We start from the raw sequence: 19449 nt of genomic DNA on the forward strand, positions 1-19449 counted from the left end.
CTCGGCTGCCGGCAGGCAGTCGAAACGCCCGCTGCGTAAGCGGCACCCTCGCAGCCACGCTCAGTTGTCGCGCTACCGCGAGCACCCGCCCCTCATCCCAGCCTTCTCCCCGGAGGGGAGAAGGAGCCAGGGTGCGCGTTCCCCCCTGCCTTCTCCCAAAGAGTAACGGGCCACAAGGGCCCGTTTCAAACACACTTGCGCTTAAGCAAAACCGATCAGCTGCGCTTCTCACCCTGCGCCGCGCGAATCTGCGCATCCACCGCCGCAATCGCGGTCATGTTGACCACGCGGCGCGGCGTCGCTGCCGGGGTAAGGATATGCGCCGGCTTGTTGATGCCCATCAGGATCGGCCCGATCGCCACGCCATCGGTCATCACGCGCACCATGTTGTAGGTGATGTTGGCGGCGTCGAGGTTCGGCATCACGAACAGGTTGGCGCGCCCCATCAAGGTCGTATTGGGGAAAATGCGGTGACGCAAGGCTTCGTCCCAGGCGGTGTCGGCCTGCATCTCGCCATCCATGTTGAGCTTGGGCATGCGCGCCATCAGGATCTCGCGCACCTTGCGCATTTTCGCCGCGCTCGGATTGTCGTGGCTGCCGTAGTTCGAGTGCGAAAGAATCGCCACCTTCGGCTCGATGCCGAACAGCTTCAGGCGGTAGGTCGCCTGCATGGTCGCTTCGGCGATCTGCTCGGCGGTGGGGTCGCATTGCACGTGCGTGTCGAGGAAGAACCACGCGCCCTGGTCGTTGATCACGCCGGTCATGGCCGAGGTGCACTGCACGCCCGGGTCCAGGCCGAACACGCTGCGCATATAGCCCAGCTTCTTGTGGAAGCGACCGACCAGGCCGCTGATCATCGCGTCCGCTTCACCACGTTCGACCATCAGCGAGGCAATCAAGGTGGGACGCGAGCGCAGCAGGTTCTTCGCAGCCGCCGGCGTCACGCCGCGACGCTCGGTCAGCGCGTGGTATTGCTGCCAGTAGTCGTTGAACCGCGGATCGTCGTTGATATTGGTGAGTTCGAAATCGACGCCTACGCGCATGCGCAGGCCCAGGCGCTCGATGCGCGCCTCGATCACTTCCGGGCGGCCGATCAGGATCGGGAACGCCAGGCGCTCGTCGATCACCGTCTGCACCGCTCGCAGCACGGTCTCTTCCTCGCCCTCGGCGTAGACCACGCGCTTGCGGTCGGCGCGGGCGCGCTCGTACACCGGCTTCATCAACAGGCCGGTGCGGTAGATGAACTGGCCGAGCTTCTCAAGGTAGGCCTCCATGTCCGTGATCGGACGGGTGGCCACGCCGGAGTCCATCGCCGCCAGCGCCACCGCCGGCGCCAGCATCACCAGCAGGCGCGGATCGAACGGACGCGGGATCAGGTAGTCCGGACCGAAGGTCGGAATATCACCGCCATAGGCGCTGGCGAGGTCGCCGGCTTCCATGCGGGCGAGCTGGGCAATCGCGCGCACGCAGGCGAGCTTCATCGCCTCGTTGATGCCGGTAGCGCCGACATCGAGCGCACCGCGGAAGATGTACGGGAAGCACAACGCGTTGTTGACCTGGTTCGGATAATCCGAGCGGCCGGTGGCGATGATGCAGTCCGGACGCACCTTCTTGGCGTCTTCGGGCGAGATTTCTGGGTTCGGGTTGGCCAGCGCCAGGATGATCGGGCGCTCCGCCATGCTGGCGACCATCTCGGGCTTGAGGATGCCGCCGGCGGAAAGGCCAAGGAAGATATCGGCGCCGTCGACGATCTCGGCCAGGGTGCGCTTGTCGGTGGCGCGTGCGTAGCGCTGCTTGTCCGGGTCCATGTGGTCGCGGCCGGTGTACAGCACGCCCTCACGGTCGTAGGCCAGGATGTGCTCGGGCTTCACGCCCAGCGCCACCAGCATGTCCAGGCAGGCGATGCCGGCCGCGCCGACGCCGGTGGTCGCCAGCTTCACGTCCTCGATCTTCTTGCCGACCACTTCCAGCGCGTTGAGCACGGCGGCGCCGACGATGATGGCGGTGCCATGCTGGTCATCGTGGAAGACCGGGATCTTCATGCGCTCGCGCAGCTTGCGCTCGACGATGAAGCACTCCGGCGCCTTGATGTCTTCCAGGTTGATGCCGCCGAAGGTCGGCTCCAGCGAGGCGATGATGTCGACCAGCTTGTCTGGGTCGCGCTCGTTGATCTCGATGTCGAACACGTCGATGCCGGCGAACTTCTGGAACAGCACGCCCTTGCCTTCCATCACCGGCTTGCCGGCGAGCGGGCCGATGTCGCCCAGGCCCAGCACGGCGGTACCGTTGGTGATCACTGCCACCAGGTTGCCACGCGCGGTCATTTCGCTGGCGGCATTGGGGTCCTCGACGATTGCTTCGCAGGCATAGGCCACGCCGGGCGAATAAGCCAGGGCGAGGTCGCGCTGGGTCACCATGGGCTTGGTCGCGGAGACCTTGATCTTGCCCGGGCGCGGAAGGCGGTGGTACTCGAGCGCAGCTAGACGAAGTTCTTCAGTGAGTGCCATGGGATGCGAGGACTGAGGTGATGGGGGATGGGGGGCCGGCCAGCGGCAAGGCTGAATGGTAACACCGGCGGACAGGCCAGCCCGACGATGCGCGCACGCATGGCGAGGTCATCGTTCACCCAGCGGGGCCGCTTCTCCCTACAGATACCGGCCTAAAGGCTGAGTGAAATCGTCTCCGCCTGCACCTTGCCCATGTGGATGCGATTGACGAACAACGAGAACGCCAGCTTGCCGGCGAGGCCGTGCACATGCTGCATCCACGGCGGCAACCAGCGCGGCGACAGGATGGCGCCGGACTCGAAGTGCGGTTCCAGCGTGATCACGTCATGCAGCGCCAGCTTGCCGGCGAACAAATGCCGCAGCATGTCCATGCGCCGTTGCTTGAGCGCCCAGCGGAAAAACGTATGCACGGCGAGCAGCCCGGACAGGTAGACATTGTCCTTGGCAAATGCCGCGCCGCCCGTCACCGGCACGCCGCGAAAGACGCGCTGCGCCGAATGGAAGCTGTCGGCCGGACTCTGTCCGCGACTGCAGAAGAATCGGTAGACCTCGACGAAATCGGCACCACTCAAGGCCATGTCGATGGCGAGGATGCGCAGGCTGATGCGCTTGAGCCGCGCGATGTCGATGGCGCCCGACATCAGTTCGGCGAACACGGCCAGCCCTTCCTGGGTGGCCGTCACCCGCGGCGAGGTGCGCCCCAGTGAAGCCAGCACGGGTTGCGCGCGGCCATTCAGCGCGGTCAGCGAATGCACGAAGGCCTCGTGCGCCAGCAGCTGATGACGATCGTACTCGTTGAAGCAGGTACCCCCGCGCAGGCGGATGCGTGTCGCACCTGCTGCGGCCTTGGCGGTGAGCTCGGGGTCCACTTCCACGGCGATCACGCCCGCGCCGAAAAAGTCATCCAGCGTGTGGGCCAGATCGTCGCGCAGCGTGTCGGCGGGGATACTCACGCTGATGTCGTCCGCCAGCAGGTCCGAACCCAGTTCGTCGGACAACTCCACGAAATAGCGGGCGGCGTCCAGATTGCTGCGATCACTGCCGGGAATGGCGTCGCCCGGTCGCCCATACAGCACGATCGACGGCGCCGTGACGCCGCTGGTACCCACCGCCTCGAGCATTTCCGCCGCGATGCGCCAGGACTCCGCCGTGCGCGACAGGTATTCGCCCATCGGGTCTTCGTAACCGGCCTCGTGTTCGATCCTGGCCAGTTCCGCACGCTCCGCCGAAAGATCCGGCCGCTGGTAAGTCACCTCGGGCAGGGAGAACTGGCCCTTGCTGTACGCCGCGATCATGCGGTCTTCCAGTGAGGCAGGCCACGATACGGTGGTCAGGATCCGCATGCCCTTGACCGCTGCCAGCAGGCGCTGGTCCAGCTCGGCGTAGCGCCGCAGTTCGGGGGCTACGTTGGCGGGGTTCACACTCATGTGGATCTCTGGCGTAGGGCATCGATCCGTTGGATCAGATCGGCGGCGACCGGGTCGCTCTTGAAGGCGCTGAATATGCCGCGCGGACTGTTCGGCATGAAGGTGATTTCCTTGCCCCAGCGCGCAGACTCGGTACGCAGCATCAGGGTGACCCGGCGCGGGTTGGTCATGCTGGTGGCATTGACGTTGATCACGTCACGCAAGGGGATGCGGGACGACTCGCCACGACTCTTGATCAGCAGGTAGTCGCCTTCCAGCCAGACTTCATCGACCAGGTCGAACACCAGCTTGCGCATCAGCACGAAACCGAACACGGCCATGACCGCTGGGCCGATCAGGAAAGGCGTCACGTCCACTCGTTGCGGCGCGCGCCCCAATCCCACCGAGGTCAACAGGAAGATGCCCAGAAAACCGAACCAGAACACGGGGAAGACCCGCTTATAGAAAAACGTGGAAGGCGACGAAAGCCGCTGCATGCCCGCACCCCAGACCAAGACAACCCGATAGTAGTGCCTCCGGGGCCTATCGCCGCAAGCGTCCGCTGGCGGCGCTACTCGCGCTCACGGGTATCGCGATGGCTGCCATGCAGGCGCCCCACCGGGCGACCGCCGCGCTGGCGGCGCAGCCGGGCCTCGAGGGTGGCCGCCTGCTCCTCGCGTTCGTCGCGCAGTTTCAGGTAGTTGCGCCAGCGCTCGGCCGATAGATCGCCGCTATCCAGCGCCGCCTGGACGGCGCAACCAGGCTCGCTGCCATGCCCGCAGTCGGCGAATCGGCACTGCTCGGCCAAGGCGTCGATATCGGCGAACAGGTCGAGGTTTTCCTCGCCGGTCAGCTTGAGCTCGCGCATGCCCGGGGTGTCGATCAGGCAGCCGCCGCTGGGCAGCTGCAGCAGGGCGCGATACGTGGTGGTGTGGCGGCCACGGCTGTCGTGGCTGCGCACGGCCTTGGTCGCCATCTTCTCGCTGCCCAGCAGCGTATTGGTGAGCGTGGACTTGCCGGCGCCGGAAGAACCCACGAGCACGGCGCTATCGCCCGGCCGCAGATAGCGTGCCAGCAGCGCTACATTGGCCGGATCCTTGCCATTGATGGCGTGGATCGGCGTGCCTTCGGGCAGGCGCGCGCGCAACACGGCCAGCAGTTCGTCGGCGTCATCGCGGGTATCGAGCTTGCTCAACAGCACCACCGGCTGGGCGCCGGAACCCTCGGTCAGCGAGAGATAGCGCTCGATGCGGGCGGGGTTGAAGTCCCCATCCAGGCCGGTGAGCACCAGCACGTAGTCGATATTGGTGGCGATGATCTGGCGCTCGTAGCGCTCGCCCGCCGCAGCGCGCGACAACACCGTACGGCGCGGGTGCACGGTGACGATATGCGGGGGCTTGCCGGCCTCGACCTCGACGAAATCGCCCACCGCCGGACGCTCCGCCGGATCCATGGTGCGCTTGAGGTAATGGCCCGCCGGCTGGGCGCCGAACAGGGTCTCGCCGTCATGCAGCTCGTACCCGGCACGGTGCTGTGCCACCACGCGGGCCAGCCGTCGGCCGTCCGCTGGCAAGGTGTCCCCGCGCCAACCGATACGGCGCAGTCGCTCAATGATGTCGGCTTCCGTCATGGGGCGTGATTATGCCCTGCCCGCGAGAAGCCCGACACTGCGCCGTTTTTCGTCGTTTTTCGGCTCCCCGCTGGGGTCCGTACGCTGCTAGCATGCAAACACCACTCCGGCGCCCGGCGCTGGCAACAACGAAGAATGAAGGACGCTTGCGTTGGCCTCGATCAAACCCAGTGCGCACCTGGCGGACGTGCGCTATGAAATCCGTGGCGCACTCACCCGGCGATCGCGCGAGCTGGAGGCAGCCGGGCTGCCGATCATCAAGCTGAATATCGGCAACCCGGGCCGCTACGGTTTCGACACGCCGGCGCATTTGCGCGAAGCGATTGCGCGCCACCTGCATGACAGCGAGGCCTACGGCCACGAGCAGGGCCTGGAGGAGGCGCGCGAGGCGATCGCCGCACAGCAGCGCCATCGCGGTGCCCATGGCGTGGAAGTGGAACGCGTCTTCATCGGCAACGGCGTCAGCGAACTGATCGACCTGAGCCTGCGCGCGCTGTTGCAGCCAGGCGACGAAGTGCTGCTGCCCAGCCCGGACTACCCGCTGTGGAGCGCCGCCACCATCCTCAACGATGGCAAGCCACGCTATTACCGCTGCCTGGCCGAAAACGGCCACCTGCCCGATCCGGACGAGATCGAAGCACTGATAACGCCACGCACGCGCGCCCTGGTGTTGATCAACCCGAACAATCCCACCGGCGCCGTGTATCCGCGCGAGCTGCTGGAACGCATCGTCGCCGTGGCCGCACGGCACCGACTGCTGCTGCTCAGCGATGAGATCTACGACGAGATCCTTTACGACGGCGTGCCGTTCCAGCCGCTGGCCGCGGTCGCCGGCGACCTGCCCTGTGTCAGCTTCGGCGGCTTGAGCAAGGTGCATCGCGCCTGCGGTTATCGCGTGGGCTGGATGAGCTTGTCCGGTGATCCGTCGCGCACCACCGATTATCGCGATGCCTTGCAGCTGCTGGCCGCGCTGCGCCTGTGCGCGAACGTCACCGCGCAATGGGCGGTACGACCGGCGCTGCAAAGTGCACCCACCATCCATGCGCTGACGACGGCCGGCGGTCGCCTGCACGAGGCGCGCCGCGAGGTACTCGATGGCGTGGCCGCCAGCGAGTTCCTCGACATCGTGTCGCCGTCGGGCGCGCTTTACGCCTTCCCGCGTGTACGTAGCGATCGCCTTGCTGATTTCGACGACAACGCCTTTGCCCTGCGGCTGCTGGAGGAAGAGTCCGTGCTGGTCGTGCCGGGCAGCAGCTTCAACGTGCCGCACAGCCGCCACCTGCGCCTTACCTTGCTGCCGCCGCCGGAGCAGATTCGCGAGGTCTTCGTGCGCATCGAGCGCGTCCTGGTGGGCATGGCTGCCGCACAGAAGCCACGCGCCGCGATTGCCTGAGGCCGACGCCGACGTGCTGCGCTATCTGGCCCTCGGCGACTCGTATTCGATTGGCGAAGGCGTGCCGGAGCCTGGCCGCTGGCCTGTGCAGCTCGCCGCGCGCCTGCGCGATGAAGGCATCGCACTCGCCGACCCGACCATCATCGCCACCACCGGCTGGACTACCGACGAGCTGGCGGCGGCGATGGACAGCACCACCTTCGCGCCACCTTACGAGCTGGTCAGCCTGCTGATCGGCGTGAACAACCAGTACCGCGGACGCAGCGCCGACGACTATCGCAACGAGTTCCAGCGCATGCTGGAACGCGCCATCGCCTTGGCCGGGGACCGCGCCAGGCACGTGCTGGTGCTGTCGATACCCGACTGGGGCGTCACCCCGTTTGCGCGGCAAAGTGGCCGCAACGTGATGCGCATCGGCGACGAGCTGGATGTCTATAACGCGATTGCCCGCGATGAGGCACAGCGTCGGGGCGCGTACTGGGTCGATATCACCGACATCTCGCGGCGCCATCCCGACCTGCTCGCCGACGACGGGCTGCACCCGTCCGCAGCGCAGTACACGTTGTGGGCGCAGACCGCCCTGCCCGTATCGCGCTATATCCTGACCCCATAACGCCCGCCCCGATCACCCCATCGGGCGGGCGGAAATCCTTCTGCAACCATTTCGCCATCACGCGGTGACCTGCCGCAGGCACGCTGGCGTCCCGGTAACCACCGGGAGAGATTGCCATGGCGAACTTCCACTGCCGCAGCGCCTTCATCTCGGACGTGCACCTGGGCACGCCTGACTGCAAGGCCGGCTACCTGCTCGATTTCCTGCGCAAGTTGCGCTGCGAGAAGCTCTACCTGGTGGGCGACATCATCGACATGGAGGCGCTGGCGCGCCGCCATTGGTGGCATGCGGACCACGGCGCCGTGATTGCCGAGGTGCTGGATCTGGCACGGCGCGGCGTCGACGTCATTTATATCCCGGGCAATCACGACGCCCCCATGCGCGGCCTCGCCGGGCAGCGCTTCGGTGGCGTGCAGATCGAGCTGGATGCCGTGCACGAAGCTGCCGACGGACGCCGCTACCGCGTCAGCCACGGCGACGAATTTGATCCGGAGCAGATCGGGCGCACATGGATGGTGCACCTGGGGGAAGTGATGCACCGCTTCATCTGCTGGACCAACCGCCGCGTGCACGCCATGCGCCGCCGGCTGGAACTGCCCTACCTGCCGCTGTCGATCATCGTGAAATCGCATATCGGCAAGGCGCTGGCCTATATCCGAGCCTATGAGGAGCGCGTCGCCAGCGATGCACGCGAACGCGGTTTCGACGGCCATATTTGCGGGCACATCCACTTTGGCCACGTGCGCGACATGGGCGGCGTGCTCTATCTCAACGATGGCGATTGGGTGGAGCACTGCACCGTCCTGGTGGAAGACCACTCGGGCGCGATGGAGCTGATCCACTGGAGCGAGCAATTCGCCCCGCTGGGACGGGCCAGCCGCGAGCTGGTGCTGCCGTCCCCGGCCGCCGCGCTGGCGCTGGCGCCGCTGACGCGCAGCCGGTTGGACCTGGGCGAGTTGCGGCCGGCTGCTTGAGAATACGGACGAGGGGCGAGTAGTGAGGGCGCCAGCACCGAACCACTGAGGCCAGCTTTCCAGCCTGCGAGAAAACCCTTGCGCACCCAGACACGAGGTTATGCGAGCGCGCACGAGCTCGCGCCCTCGCCCTTCGCCCCTCTTCCCCTGCCTTGCAACCGCCAAAACAGCCGGCATATCCACGGGGTACAATCAGCCTTCTTTGCCGGAGTCCCCCATGTCCCTCGACAGCGCCACCCGCGAACGTATCGAATCCCTGTTGCAGAACCACCGCGTGGTGCTGTTCATGAAAGGCACCCGGAATCAGCCGATGTGCGGCTTCTCCGCTGCCGCCACCAACACGCTGAACGAGTTGCTGCCGGACTACCACACGGTCAACGTGCTGGAAGACCCGGAAATCCGTGAGGGCATCAAGGCTTACGGTGACTGGCCGACCATTCCGCAGCTTTATGTGGGCGGCGAGCTGGTCGGCGGCGCCGACATCATTCGCCAGATGTACGCCAGCGGCGAGCTGCACCAGCTGTTTGGCGCGGCCGCGCCGGATCGCACGCCGCCGGAGATCACCATCACCGACAAGGCCGCCGAGGCCATCCGCCAGGGCACGGCCAACGCGCAGGGCCTGGCGCTGCACCTGGAGATCGGCCCGGACCATAGCGCCGGCTTCCAGCTGGCACCGGCCAGCGACCACGACATCGTGGTCAGCTCCAACGGCATCGAAGTGCACTTCGACCCGGGCAGCGCCCAGCGCGCCAAGGGCATCGTGATCGACTGGGTGTCCACCGTGCAGGGCGAAGGCCTGAGCCTGAAATTCCCGGGTGCGCAGGAGATCGGTTCGCTGACCGTGCAGGAGCTGAAGGCCCGCCTGGCCGCCGGTGACCTCACCCTGGTCGACGTGCGCCCGGCCCAGGGCCGTGCGCAGGCCGCCCCGCTGGCGCAAGCCCGTGTGTTGGAGGAGGAGGGTTACGAGACGCTGGCCGCCCTGCCCAAGGACGCGCCGATCGCCTTCATCTGCCACCACGGCGTATCCAGCCGCGGCGTGGCCGAGCGCTTCGCCGCCCATGGCTTCACCAAGGTTTACAACGTCGAGGGCGGCATGGACGCATGGGCCCGTGAGATCGACTCGTCGGTGCCGCGCTACTGATCGTTGCGGCAACTGACTGTACGAGCTGAAAAACGCCCGCCTAGCGGGCGTTTTTCTGGCGGTCGGGACGGTGCTGAACCCTCCCCTTGCGCAACTTATTGCGCCTGCCGTAGAAGCCTGTGCCCTGTCATGTGCTACTGGTAACATGCGCGAACTTCCACGCTTGTATGCCGTATGCGAATTCTGCTTGTCGAAGACGATTCCCTGGTATCCGATGCCATTACCCGCGGCCTGGTTACCAGTGGCTACGTGGTTGATGCCGTAGCCGACGCCGAAGCGGTTTCCGGGCGGCTGGCCGATACCCACTACGACCTCGCCATCGTCGACCTGGGCCTGCCAGGGGAAGACGGGCTGTCCCTGGTGCGACGCCTGCGCCGTAGTGGCAATCCACTGCCGCTGCTGATCGTGACCGCACGCGACGGCCTGGACGACCGCATCAATGCCCTCGACCTGGGCGCCGATGACTATCTGGTCAAGCCGTTCGCCCTGCCTGAGCTGGCTGCGCGTTGCCGCGCCCTGATCCGCCGCGCCACCGCCGCCGCTGCCAATGAAATCGCGATTGGCGGCCTGCGCATCGATCTGGCGGGCCGTCGTGCACTCAACACCACCGGTGACGTGCTGGAACTCACGCGACGCGAGTGGTCCATCCTCGAATGCCTGGCTCATCACAGCGGCAAGGTGGTGAGCAAGGAACGCCTGACCCAGGCGATTACCGGTTGGAGCGAAGACATTTCCGGTAACGCCATCGAGGTCCACGTGTCGCGCCTGCGCAGCAAGCTGGGCAACGCGGCTACCGTGCGTGGCATTCGCGGGCTGGGCTACCGCCTCGAAGATGCCTGAGCGCAAGCGTCCGATCAGCATTCACCGGCGCCTGCTGAGGTACATGCTGGCGCCGCTGTTGCTGTTGCTGGTGGCTGGCGTCGCGGTCGATCACAGCATGATCGTCAGCCCCATCCATAGCGCCTTCGACCGCGCCTTGTCGCGCGCCGCACTGGCGATCGTTGCGCGCATCCATCGCGGGCCCGATGGCCAGCTTGCGATGTCCTCGCCTGAACATCCGCCACCGGCACCCCGACCGTTCGCCAACGCCGAGCCACTGCCGCCGCCACCGAAGTCGATGCATGGCGAGGGTCCGTCGCCCACCTTGCGCGGGATGGGTGGCGACGTATTTTTCTATCGGGTGAGCCTTCCCGACGGACGTTCCCTGGCGGGTACGCCGGAGCTGCCGCTGGCCCCGCCCGACGACAAGGCGGCGGATGGCTTTAGCTTCGCCGACATCACGTTTCAGGGCGAGGTGATGCGCCTGGCCAGCTACCGCACCGTAGAAGACGGTGAAGCGGTCATCGTTACTGTGGCGGAGACGCCGGCGCGCCGCGACCGCGCAGTCCATCGCATGGATGTCTCGTTCGGCCTCAATGACACCGTGCAGATGGCGGCGGTGTTGATCATCGCCCTGATCGGCATCCGCATTTCGCTGCGCCCCCTGCAACGCCTGAGTCGGCAGATCGCCAACCGCCCGGCGCAGGCGTTGACGCCGCTTTCCACCGACGAAGTTCCCAGCGAAGTGCGGCCGGTGGTGGAGTCACTCAACACCTTACTGGGCACGGTGCGCAATTCCGTGCTGTCGCAGCAGCACTTCATGGCCAACGCGGCTCACCAGTTGCGCACCCCATTGACCGGCCTCAAGGCCCAACTGGAAGTACTCGGCCGCGAAACCGCCGGCAGCCCGCTGGAGGAGCGCATTGCCCTGCTGCATGGTGGCGTGGACCGGCTTGCCCATACCGCCAACCAGCTGCTGACGCTGGCGCGTGCCGAACCATCGGCACATCGGGCCAGCCACTACACCTCGATCGAATTGCCCCACCTGATCGGCGAAGTGATCGAGAGCTCGCTCGACCGTGCCTTGGCCCACGGCATCGACCTGGGAGCCGATTGCCAGCACGTCCAGGTCACCGGCGTGTACTGGTTGCTGCACGAGCTGCTGATCAACCTGATCGACAACGCGATTCGCCATACGCCCGCCGGCGGCCATGTGACGGTTCGTTGCGGGGCCAATGACGGACAGGCTTTCCTAGAAGTGGATGACAGCGGAACCGGTATTCCAGCCGGCGAGCGTGCCCGTGTTCGTGAGCGTTTCTATCGAGGCGCTGGCAGCACGGACGATGGCTGCGGCCTGGGCCTGTCGATCGTCGATGAGGTGGCGCGGGTTCATGGCGCCCAATTGAGCATCCTCGATGGCAGTACCGGCCAGGGCACGCGCATGCGCATCGACTTTCCGGCCAGCAGCTAAAACAAACTGCGTGGGCTGAGGCACTTTGAATTTCACTCCGGCACCCCCAAAGTGAGGGCAGCCTCTACAGGAGTTCCCCGTGTCCATACCCAGTGCCGTGAAGAGCACGCCCATCGGCAACCGCCAGCAGCTGACTGATTACCTGGCTGCGGGGGAAAAACCACGCGATGCCTGGCGCATTGGCACCGAGCACGAAAAATTCGGTTTCCTGACCGACAGCCTGCGCCCGCCCACCTTCGACGGCGATCGCGGCATTCGGCGCTTGCTGGAAACCCTGGCCACCCGCTACGGCTGGGATGTCGCGCGCGAAGGGGACAACCCGGTAGCGCTGTCGCGCGACAAGGCCTCGATCACGTTGGAGCCCGCCGGCCAGCTGGAGCTCTCCGGCGCCCCGCTGGAGTCCATCCACCAGACCTGTTGCGAGGTCAATTCGCATCTGGCCGAGGTGCGCTCCATCGCGGACGACCTCGGCATCGGCTTCCTCGGCATGGGTTTCCAGCCGAAGTGGCGCCGCGACGAGATGCCGTGGATGCCCAAGGGCCGCTACAAGATCATGCGCGAGTACATGCCCAAGGTCGGCAACCTCGGCCTGGACATGATGACGCGCACCTGCACGGTGCAGGTGAACCTGGATTTCTCCAGCGAGGCCGACATGGTGCGCAAGTTCCGCACCAGCCTCGCGCTGCAACCGATCGCCACTGCGCTGTTTGCGGACTCTCCGTTCACGGAAGGCCGTCCAAACGGCTACCTGTCGTATCGCTCGCACGTATGGGAAGACACCGACCCGAATCGTACCGGCATGCTCGACTTCGTGTTCGAGGACAGCTTCGGCTACGAGCGCTACGTGGACTACATGCTCGACGTGCCGATGTACTTCAGCTACCAGGACGGCCACTACGTCGATCTTTCCGGCCAGGACTTCAAGCGCTTCATGGCGGGCGAGCTGCCGGCCCTGCCCGGTACGCGCGCGACCATGAAGGACTGGGCCGACCATCTCACCACGGCCTTTCCGGAAGTGCGCCTCAAGCAATACCTGGAAATGCGTGGCGCCGACGGCGGCCCATGGAACCGACTGTGCGCCCTGCCCGCCTTGTGGGTCGGCCTGCTTTATGACGACGACGCCTTGAATGCCGCGTGGGACCTGGTCAAGGACTTCAGCCGCGAGGAGCGCCACGCCCTGCGCGACGGCGTGCCGAAGCAGGCGCTCAAGCTGCCGTTCCGCCAGCACAGCGTGCGCGAACTCGCGGCCGAAACGCTCAAGATCGCCTCGCATGGCCTCAAGCGCCGTGCGCGCCTCAACAAGCATGGCGCCGACGAGAGCATCTTCCTCGAGCCGATGATCGAAATCGTCGAGAGCAACCAGACGCCGGCCGAGCGCAAGCTGGAGCTGTTCCATGGCCCCTGGAACGGCAGCGTCGATCCGGTCTTCCGCGAGTTCGCTTACTGAGTCAGCGGCGTCGCCTCTGCGCTACTGCCCCGCACGGGGGGAGCCAAAAGAAAAGGCCGGCGATGCCGGCCTTTTCTCATTTCAGATGGTGCAAGAATCACTTCGCCTTCGGCGCTTCCTTCAGGCCACGGTTGATCAGCATCGGCTCGATGCTCGGATCCTTGCCGCGCCAGTCGCGGTACAGCTGACCCAGCTCGACCGTATTGCCCTGCGACAGGATCATCGCGCGGAAGCGATCGCCGTTCTCGCGGGTCAGGCCACCGTGTTCCTTGAACCACTGGAACGCATCGTCCGATAGCATTTCGGTCCACAGGTAGGCGTAGTAGCCGGCGGCATAACCGTTACCCCAGATATGCTGGAAATAGCTGGAGCGGTAACGCGGCGGCACATAGCTGAGGTTGATCTTCGCCTTGGTCAGCGCATCCATCTCGAACTTGTTCGGATCCTGCTTCGGCTCGTCCGCACCGAGGCTATGCCAGCTCATGTCGAGCAGGGCGGCACCGACCAGCTCGGTCATGTCGTAGCCCTTGTTGAAGGTGGCCGCCTTCTTGATCTTGTCCACCAGTGCCTGCGGCATCGGCTCGCCGGTCTTATAGTTCTTGGCGAAGTTGGCGAAGATCTTCGGGTCGGTCGCCCAGTGCTCGTTGAACTGCGAGGGGAATTCCACGAAGTCCCGCGCCGTCGAGGTGCCCGACAGGGTCGGGTACTGCGAGTTGGCGAGGATGCCGTGCAGGCCGTGGCCGAACTCGTGGAACATGGTAATGACGTCGTCGAACGACAGCAGGGCCGGCTCGCCCGGGGCCGGCTTGGTGAAGTTGGCCACGTTGAAGATCACCGGCTTGGTGCCCAGCAGCTTGGACTGGTCGACCAGGTTGCTCATCCAGGCGCCGCCATTCTTGTTGTCGCGCTTGAAGTAGTCGCAATAGAACAGCGCCATCGAGGTGCCGTCCTTGTCGAACACTTCGAACACGCGCACGTCAGGCTGCCACACCGGAATGTCCTTGCGCTCCTTGAAGGTCAGGCCGTAGAGCTGGTTGGCGGCGAAGAACACGCCGTTCTGCAGCACGTTGTCCAGCTCGAAATACGGCTTGATCTGCGACTCGTCGAGGTCGTACTTGGCCTTGCGCACCTGTTCGGCGTAATGGTTCCAGTCCCATGCCTCGACCTTGAAGCCGCCGTTCTGCTGGTCGATCACGGCCTGGATGTCCTTGGCCTCGCGCTCGGCGCGCGCAGTCGCCGCCGGCGCCAGGTTGTTCATGAACTTGAGCGCCGCTTCCGGCGTCTTGGCCATCTGGTCTTCCAGCTTCCACGCCGCGTAGTTGGGGAAGCCGAGCAACTTGCCCTGCTGCGCGCGGATCTGCGCGATGCGCGCAATCAGCTCGCGCGTGTCATTGGCGTCACCCTTCTCGGCACGGTTCCAGGAGGACTTGAACAGCGCCTCGCGCGTGTCGCGGTTGTTGAGGTTCTGCAAGGCCGGCTGCTGCGTGGTGTTCTGCAACGGGATCACCCACTTGCCGTCGAGCTTGCGGCCCTGGGCTGCCTGCGCCGCAACGGCCAGATCGCTGTCGGACAGGCCGTCGAGCTTGCTCTTGTCGTCCACCACCAGGGCGCCGGCCTTGGTGGCGGCGAGCAGTTTGTTGGTGAACTGGGTGCTGAGGGTGGACTCTTCCTTGTTGAGGTCCTTCAGCTTGGCCTTGTCGTCCGCGGACAGCTTGGCGCCGCCGTGCACGAAGTTCTTGTAGACCACCTCGACCAGGCGCTTGGATTCCGGATCAAGCTGGAGCGTGTCGCGATTGTTGTAGATCGTCTCGACGCGCGCGAACAGCTTGTCGTTCATCACGATAGCGTCCTGGTGCGCGGCGAACTCGGGCGCCATCGCCTCCTGCACCTTTTGCAGGGTCTCGTTCGTGTTCGCGCCACTTACCGCGTCGAATGCCCGCATGGTGCGGGTCAGCAGCGCGCCCGACTTCTCCATCGGCACAAAGGTGTTGTCGAAGGTCGGCGGCTCCGGGTTGTCGGCGATCTTGGCGATCTCGACCAGGTGCTGCTTCATGCCTTCCTCGAACGCCGGCTGGTAGTCGCCATCCTTGATCTTGTCGAACGGCGGCGCCTGGAACGGCAGCGTGCTCGGGGCGTAGAAAGGATTGGTGGCGCTGAACTCGGCGCCCGGCGTGGCGGCCGTGGCGGCCTTGGCCGGCGCCGTGCTGGCCGGAGCGGGCTGCTGGGCCGACTTGGCCGGCTCGTTCGACTGCTGCGAGCAGGCGCCAAGCGCAAGGGAAGTGGCAATCACAAGTGTGCGAAGACGGAGCATCGGGGATCCCCAAGTAGTGCGCCCTGGGCTTCGGACGCGGTGAACGACAAACTTTGACTGTAACCACAGCCTGCCCCGACGTCCAAGGGCAGGAAGTAAGGGCCTGCTGGAAATTCCGGCATGGACCACGCGAAGGGATCGCGCAGGCTCCAAGTTCATGCGGCGCGCATGTCACGCAACTGCCAATTCGGCCCAATCAGCAAGTTCAGGCGATGCCGCACGATGCTCATCGGCAGATCCGTAATCAGGTCCACGTCGATGCGCAGATCGCTCACGCGCGCACTTACTTGCGCCGCAGGATCAATGCCGGCGAGCGCCGGATCGACCTCGTCCGGGTCGTCCTGCAAGGCGCGCCAGCGCTCAAACAATCCAGAGGTGCGCAGCGCATCGCGCAGCGCGGCCGCAAAATCGTCAGGCCCGGCCCCGTCGTAGCTCAGCGCCGGCAAGGGGCCCCGCGCGTGCGCAAGATCGGCAATCGAAAGATAGTAGTGGCTGCGTATCGCCATGACGGTTGTCTCCTCGCAGATCGCCTTTGCAGGCAAGCGTGCACCGGGTGGATTTCACTCCAAGATCAGCGTGAGATCGAGCCGGGATGCTGCCGCCTGCGGTGTCGCACCATGCGGCAAGACGCCGAGGCACGGCGCAGGCAGCAGTTGGCGCAAGGTGGCGATGTTCTCGTCCACGGCGGCCATGTCCGGGTCGATACGATTGCCGATCCAGCCCACCAGCCGGCAGCCGTCGGTGGCGATCGCGCGGGCGCTGAGCAGGGCATGGTTGAGGCAACCCAGGCGCAGCCCGACCACCAGGACCACCGGCAACTGCCATTGCCGCGCGATGTCCGACGCCATCAAGCCGCGCGACAGCGGCACCAGCCAGCCGCCAACGCCCTCGACCAGTACGGCGTCGTGCACGGCACGCAGCCGCTCGAACGCGTCGCGCAATGGCGCGAGGCCAATTTCCACGCCGGCATGGGCCGCCGCCAGATGGGGCGACACGGGCTCGCGCAAGGCCAGCGGATTGACCCATTCGTAAGGCATGGGCGCGCTGCTGGCCGCCTGCAGCGCCAGCGCATCGTCGTTGCGCAGGCCTTCGGCCGTGTCGAAGCAGCCGCTGGCGACCGGCTTCATGCCGCAGGCGGTGAGGTCTCTGGCACGCAAGGCATGCAGCAACGCGCAGGTCGCATGGGTCTTGCCCACGCCGGTATCGGTACCGGCGATAAAGAACGTCGACATGCTCACACCACCTTAGTTGGTGTCGAGGAAACGGGATCGGCCCGGCCGCTGCGCCGGTCCATGACGCGGGCCAAACCACGCCGGCGCATAATACGGGCTTTGTCGTCGAGGCCGATGCCCATGTACGAAGTGAAGACCCAGGCTTATGCCAGCAAGCGAGAGCACTACGAGGATCTGTGCAGCCAGGCGCGCGGCCTGCTCGCGGGCGAGCCGGACAGGATCGCCAATGCCGCCAACTTTGCCGCCCTGGTCTATCACAGCCTGCCCGAGCTGAACTGGAGCGGGTTTTACCTCTATGACGGCACCGAGCTGGTGGTCGGCCCGTTCCAGGGCAAGCCGGCGTGCATCCGCATTGCGCTCGGGCGCGGCGTCTGCGGCACCGCGGCGCAGACGCGCACGACCCAGCTGGTGCGTGACGTCAATGCCTTCGACGGCCATATCGCCTGCGACGCCGCCTCGCAGTCTGAAATCGTCGTGCCGCTCGTACGCGCGGACGGCAGCCTGTTTGGCGTGTGGGACGTGGACAGCCCGGTCATCGCACGCTTCGACGATGAAGACCGCGCCGGCATGGAGGCGCTGTGCCAGGTGTTCATGGAGAGCATGAACCGGTGAGTAGCGCGTAGCGTCTAGAAACGTCATCCCGGCGGCTCTCAGCAGCCGAAGGGATGACGAGCAAAGACAGGCGCCACAGCTCACGGGTGCCGCCGAAACTACTCCCGGGGCGTATTGAGCAGGCTCATCACCGTCGCACGCGCCTCATCCACGCCGGTCGGCGCAGAAGAAGAAAACACCTGCGCCGTGGCCTGCGTCCCCGATGCGGCCAACTCCTTGCGCAAGCTCGCCAACGCCGCCATCGCGGGTCCCCGCGAAAGCTTGTCGGCCTTGGTCAGCAGCACATGGCAGGGCAGATGGGTGGCGAAGCAGAACTCCAGCATCATCCGGTCGAATTCCTTGAGCGGATGGCGAATGTCGGCGATCAGCACGATGCCGCGCAGGCTGCGGCGCTGGTGCAGATAGGCGTCGATCTCCTGTTTCCAGTGGTCGCGCAGCTCGGGCGGCACTTTCGCGTAGCCATAGCCAGGCAGGTCGATCAGCCGCACCTGCAGGGGCGGCTGACCTTCGCCCTGCACCAGCGGCGGCAGCGAGAACGCCACCATCTGCTGGGTGCGGCCTGGCGTCTTGGAGGTGCGGGCCAGCCCGCGGTGCCCCGTCAGCGCGTTCAAGGCACTGGACTTGCCGGCGTTGGAGCGGCCGGCAAACGCCACCTCGCCACCGTGGTCGGCAGGAAGCTGAGAGATTCGGTGGGCGGCCAGCACGAACTGGGCGCCCTGCAATGGATTTGATATGGACAATGGTTTGACCGGCTAAGATGGCACGGAGATAATTCCGAGGTTTCTGCCAGTTGCGGGCGTGCGGTTTGCGCGTACCGTGCAGCCCTAGCAGTTTTTCTGGAGACAAGTGTATGAGTTTTCGGCCCGCCGGTTATCGGCCCGCTATTGTTGGATATGCCGTAGCCCTCGCCTTCACGCTGTCTTCCAGCGTGGTTTTCGCCCAGGAAGCCAAAGCACCGGCCGCCGCTGCCACGGCCGCCCAGCCTGCCGCAGCCGCCGCGCCAGCCGCTGAAGCCACTGCCACCCTCAAGCCGGGTGACGCCACCGCGGGTGCCGCCAAGGCCGCCGTATGTGGTGCCTGCCATGGCATGGATGGCAATTCCAGCGATCCGCAATACCCGAAACTGGCCGGCCAGCACGAGTCGTACATCGTTCGCCAGCTCACCAACTTCAAGGGTGGCGCGCGCCAGAACCCGATCATGCTGGGCATGGCCACGCCGCTGTCCGAGCAGGACATGCGTGACGTCGGCGCCTTCTTCGCCACCAAGCGTTCGCTGCCGGGCGTTGCCGACCAGGCGCTGGTCGAACAGGGCCAGAAGCTTTACCGCGAAGGCGACGCCGCCCGCGGCATTCCCGCCTGCATGGCCTGCCACAGCATCGATGGCCGCGGCAATCCGGGTGCCATGTATCCGCAGCTGACCAGCCAGCACGCCCAGTACATCGAAGCGACGCTGAAGGCCTGGCACGACGGCACCACCTGGGGCACTGACGCGCACGCCCAGATCATGCCGGGCATTGCCAAGAAGCTGGACGCCAAGGACATGGCCGCCCTGGCCAGTTATGTCGAAGGCCTCCATGCTGCCGAAGACGCCGGCGCTTCGGGCGCCGCTGCCGCCAAGTGATTGCTGACACGCCGGCCTCTGGCCGGCGTGTTCGTTCCGAGCCACCGCAATGTTTGTACCGAGGACCACCATGCTGAAGCGTCTGTCGTTCCTGTGTCTCGCCCTGCTCGCGCTCGCCGCCTGCAGCAACAACAACGACAACGCCGGCTCGGCGTCGCAGCCGGCTCCGGCCGCTACGGCGCCCGCCGCACAGCCGCCGGCAGCTGCGACCGCCGCCGCGCCCGCCACCACCGGCACGGCTGCTCCGGCCGCCGCCAGCACCACCGCCCAGG

General features: G+C 65.8%; 17 protein-coding genes and 1 pseudogene. 10 read left to right on the plus strand and 8 right to left on the minus strand.

Going from position 1 to position 19449, the window contains the following annotated elements; translation table 11 throughout:
• Positions 1-215: 215 nt before the first annotated feature.
• The 4 genes from OUZ49_RS20640 to rsgA all read right to left on the minus strand — a co-directional run bounded on the left by OUZ49_RS20640 (position 216) and on the right by rsgA (position 5543).
• On the minus strand, positions 216-2507 hold the full coding sequence (locus OUZ49_RS20640; RefSeq protein WP_266152509.1) for an NADP-dependent malic enzyme: 2292 nt from the start codon (positions 2505-2507) through the stop codon (positions 216-218).
• Between the two features lie 152 nt (positions 2508-2659).
• On the minus strand, positions 2660-3934 hold the full coding sequence (locus OUZ49_RS20645; RefSeq protein ID WP_266152510.1) for a peptidase MATCAP family protein: 1275 nt from the start codon (positions 3932-3934) through the stop codon (positions 2660-2662).
• Positions 3931-4410, minus strand: coding sequence for a hypothetical protein (locus OUZ49_RS20650; RefSeq protein WP_266152511.1), 480 nt, complete (start codon positions 4408-4410; stop codon positions 3931-3933). Before OUZ49_RS20650 ends, OUZ49_RS20645 begins: the two co-directional genes overlap by 4 nt.
• Before the next feature lie 74 nt (positions 4411-4484).
• Positions 4485-5543, minus strand: a complete 1059-nt coding sequence (gene rsgA / locus OUZ49_RS20655) for a ribosome small subunit-dependent GTPase A (RefSeq protein ID WP_266152512.1) — start codon at positions 5541-5543, stop codon at positions 4485-4487.
• Between the two features lie 151 nt (positions 5544-5694).
• Between rsgA and OUZ49_RS20660 the strand changes: the two genes are divergently transcribed.
• From OUZ49_RS20660 to OUZ49_RS20690, 7 genes are all read left to right on the plus strand, one after another.
• A complete protein-coding gene (locus OUZ49_RS20660; RefSeq protein WP_266152513.1) occupies positions 5695-6936 on the plus strand; it encodes an aminotransferase class I/II-fold pyridoxal phosphate-dependent enzyme in 1242 nt (413 codons plus the stop codon).
• The gene (locus OUZ49_RS20665; RefSeq protein WP_266152514.1) at positions 6929-7549 is read left to right on the plus strand and encodes an SGNH/GDSL hydrolase family protein; all 621 of its coding nucleotides are present in this window, start codon (positions 6929-6931) and stop codon (positions 7547-7549) included. Before OUZ49_RS20660 ends, OUZ49_RS20665 begins: the two co-directional genes overlap by 8 nt.
• 116 nt (positions 7550-7665) lie before the next feature.
• Positions 7666-8523 carry a UDP-2,3-diacylglucosamine diphosphatase gene (locus OUZ49_RS20670; protein ID WP_266152515.1) on the plus strand — a complete coding sequence of 286 codons (858 nt, stop codon included), beginning with the start codon at positions 7666-7668 and terminating at the stop codon, positions 8521-8523.
• Between the two features lie 217 nt (positions 8524-8740).
• Positions 8741-9664 (plus strand): Grx4 family monothiol glutaredoxin, encoded by a 924-nt coding sequence (gene grxD, locus OUZ49_RS20675; RefSeq protein ID WP_266152516.1) that lies wholly within the window; start codon positions 8741-8743, stop codon positions 9662-9664.
• Between the two features lie 174 nt (positions 9665-9838).
• Positions 9839-10504 carry a response regulator gene (locus OUZ49_RS20680; protein WP_266152517.1) on the plus strand — a complete coding sequence of 222 codons (666 nt, stop codon included), beginning with the start codon at positions 9839-9841 and terminating at the stop codon, positions 10502-10504.
• Positions 10497-11954 carry a sensor histidine kinase gene (locus OUZ49_RS20685; RefSeq protein WP_266152518.1) on the plus strand — a complete coding sequence of 486 codons (1458 nt, stop codon included), beginning with the start codon at positions 10497-10499 and terminating at the stop codon, positions 11952-11954. Before OUZ49_RS20680 ends, OUZ49_RS20685 begins: the two co-directional genes overlap by 8 nt.
• A gap of 79 nt (positions 11955-12033) precedes the next feature.
• On the plus strand, positions 12034-13401 hold the full coding sequence (locus OUZ49_RS20690) for a glutamate--cysteine ligase (protein ID WP_266152519.1): 1368 nt from the start codon (positions 12034-12036) through the stop codon (positions 13399-13401).
• Between the two features lie 97 nt (positions 13402-13498).
• On the opposite strand, the gene dcp is transcribed toward OUZ49_RS20690, so the two are convergent.
• The 3 genes from dcp to bioD form a co-directional block, all read right to left on the minus strand.
• A complete protein-coding gene (gene dcp / locus OUZ49_RS20695; RefSeq protein ID WP_266152521.1) occupies positions 13499-15712 on the minus strand; it encodes a peptidyl-dipeptidase Dcp in 2214 nt (737 codons plus the stop codon).
• A 155-nt stretch (positions 15713-15867) separates the two neighbouring features.
• The gene (locus tag OUZ49_RS20700) at positions 15868-16218 is read right to left on the minus strand and encodes a hypothetical protein (protein WP_266152523.1); all 351 of its coding nucleotides are present in this window, start codon (positions 16216-16218) and stop codon (positions 15868-15870) included.
• 54 nt (positions 16219-16272) lie between these two features.
• Positions 16273-16944: a dethiobiotin synthase gene (gene bioD / locus OUZ49_RS20705; protein ID WP_266152524.1), complete on the minus strand. Its 672-nt coding sequence runs from the start codon at positions 16942-16944 to the stop codon at positions 16273-16275.
• A gap of 120 nt (positions 16945-17064) precedes the next feature.
• On the opposite strand from bioD, the gene OUZ49_RS20710 reads away from it, so the two are divergent.
• Complete coding sequence (locus OUZ49_RS20710; RefSeq protein WP_266152525.1) at positions 17065-17556, plus strand: GAF domain-containing protein; 492 nt, start codon at positions 17065-17067, stop codon at positions 17554-17556.
• Between the two features lie 98 nt (positions 17557-17654).
• On the opposite strand, the gene yihA is transcribed toward OUZ49_RS20710, so the two are convergent.
• Positions 17655-18290, minus strand: a complete 636-nt coding sequence (gene yihA, locus OUZ49_RS20715) for a ribosome biogenesis GTP-binding protein YihA/YsxC (protein WP_266152527.1) — start codon at positions 18288-18290, stop codon at positions 17655-17657.
• A gap of 116 nt (positions 18291-18406) precedes the next feature.
• Between yihA and OUZ49_RS20720 the strand changes: the two genes are divergently transcribed.
• Together OUZ49_RS20720 and OUZ49_RS20725 are read left to right on the plus strand one after the other, a co-directional pair.
• Positions 18407-19177 carry a c-type cytochrome gene (locus tag OUZ49_RS20720; protein ID WP_266152526.1) on the plus strand — a complete coding sequence of 257 codons (771 nt, stop codon included), beginning with the start codon at positions 18407-18409 and terminating at the stop codon, positions 19175-19177.
• Positions 19178-19226: 49 nt separating this feature from the next.
• Positions 19227-19449 (plus strand): annotated as a pseudogene (locus OUZ49_RS20725) (hypothetical protein); the annotation flags it as partial.

Origin of the sequence: Dyella halodurans, assembly GCF_026283925.1 — a bacterium.
Lineage (GTDB): Bacteria > Pseudomonadota > Gammaproteobacteria > Xanthomonadales > Rhodanobacteraceae > Dyella > Dyella halodurans.

What these genes read in the sequence shown, in the direction of transcription:
- OUZ49_RS20670 (WP_266152515.1), top strand. Translation starts at nt 7,666, where the DNA reads ATGGCGAACTTCCACTGCCGCAGCGCCTTCATCTCGGACGTGCACCTG.
- bioD (WP_266152524.1), bottom strand. Translation starts at nt 16,944, where the DNA reads ATGTCGACGTTCTTTATCGCCGGTACCGATACCGGCGTGGGCAAGACC.
- OUZ49_RS20710 (WP_266152525.1), top strand. Translation starts at nt 17,065, where the DNA reads ATGTACGAAGTGAAGACCCAGGCTTATGCCAGCAAGCGAGAGCACTAC.
- OUZ49_RS20720 (WP_266152526.1), top strand. Translation starts at nt 18,407, where the DNA reads ATGAGTTTTCGGCCCGCCGGTTATCGGCCCGCTATTGTTGGATATGCC.
- grxD (WP_266152516.1), top strand. Translation starts at nt 8,741, where the DNA reads ATGTCCCTCGACAGCGCCACCCGCGAACGTATCGAATCCCTGTTGCAG.
- OUZ49_RS20645 (WP_266152510.1), bottom strand. Translation starts at nt 3,934, where the DNA reads ATGAGTGTGAACCCCGCCAACGTAGCCCCCGAACTGCGGCGCTACGCC.
- rsgA (WP_266152512.1), bottom strand. Translation starts at nt 5,543, where the DNA reads ATGACGGAAGCCGACATCATTGAGCGACTGCGCCGTATCGGTTGGCGC.
- dcp (WP_266152521.1), bottom strand. Translation starts at nt 15,712, where the DNA reads ATGCTCCGTCTTCGCACACTTGTGATTGCCACTTCCCTTGCGCTTGGC.
- OUZ49_RS20700 (WP_266152523.1), bottom strand. Translation starts at nt 16,218, where the DNA reads ATGGCGATACGCAGCCACTACTATCTTTCGATTGCCGATCTTGCGCAC.
- OUZ49_RS20680 (WP_266152517.1), top strand. Translation starts at nt 9,839, where the DNA reads ATGCGAATTCTGCTTGTCGAAGACGATTCCCTGGTATCCGATGCCATT.
- OUZ49_RS20685 (WP_266152518.1), top strand. Translation starts at nt 10,497, where the DNA reads ATGCCTGAGCGCAAGCGTCCGATCAGCATTCACCGGCGCCTGCTGAGG.
- OUZ49_RS20640 (WP_266152509.1), bottom strand. Translation starts at nt 2,507, where the DNA reads ATGGCACTCACTGAAGAACTTCGTCTAGCTGCGCTCGAGTACCACCGC.
- OUZ49_RS20650 (WP_266152511.1), bottom strand. Translation starts at nt 4,410, where the DNA reads ATGCAGCGGCTTTCGTCGCCTTCCACGTTTTTCTATAAGCGGGTCTTC.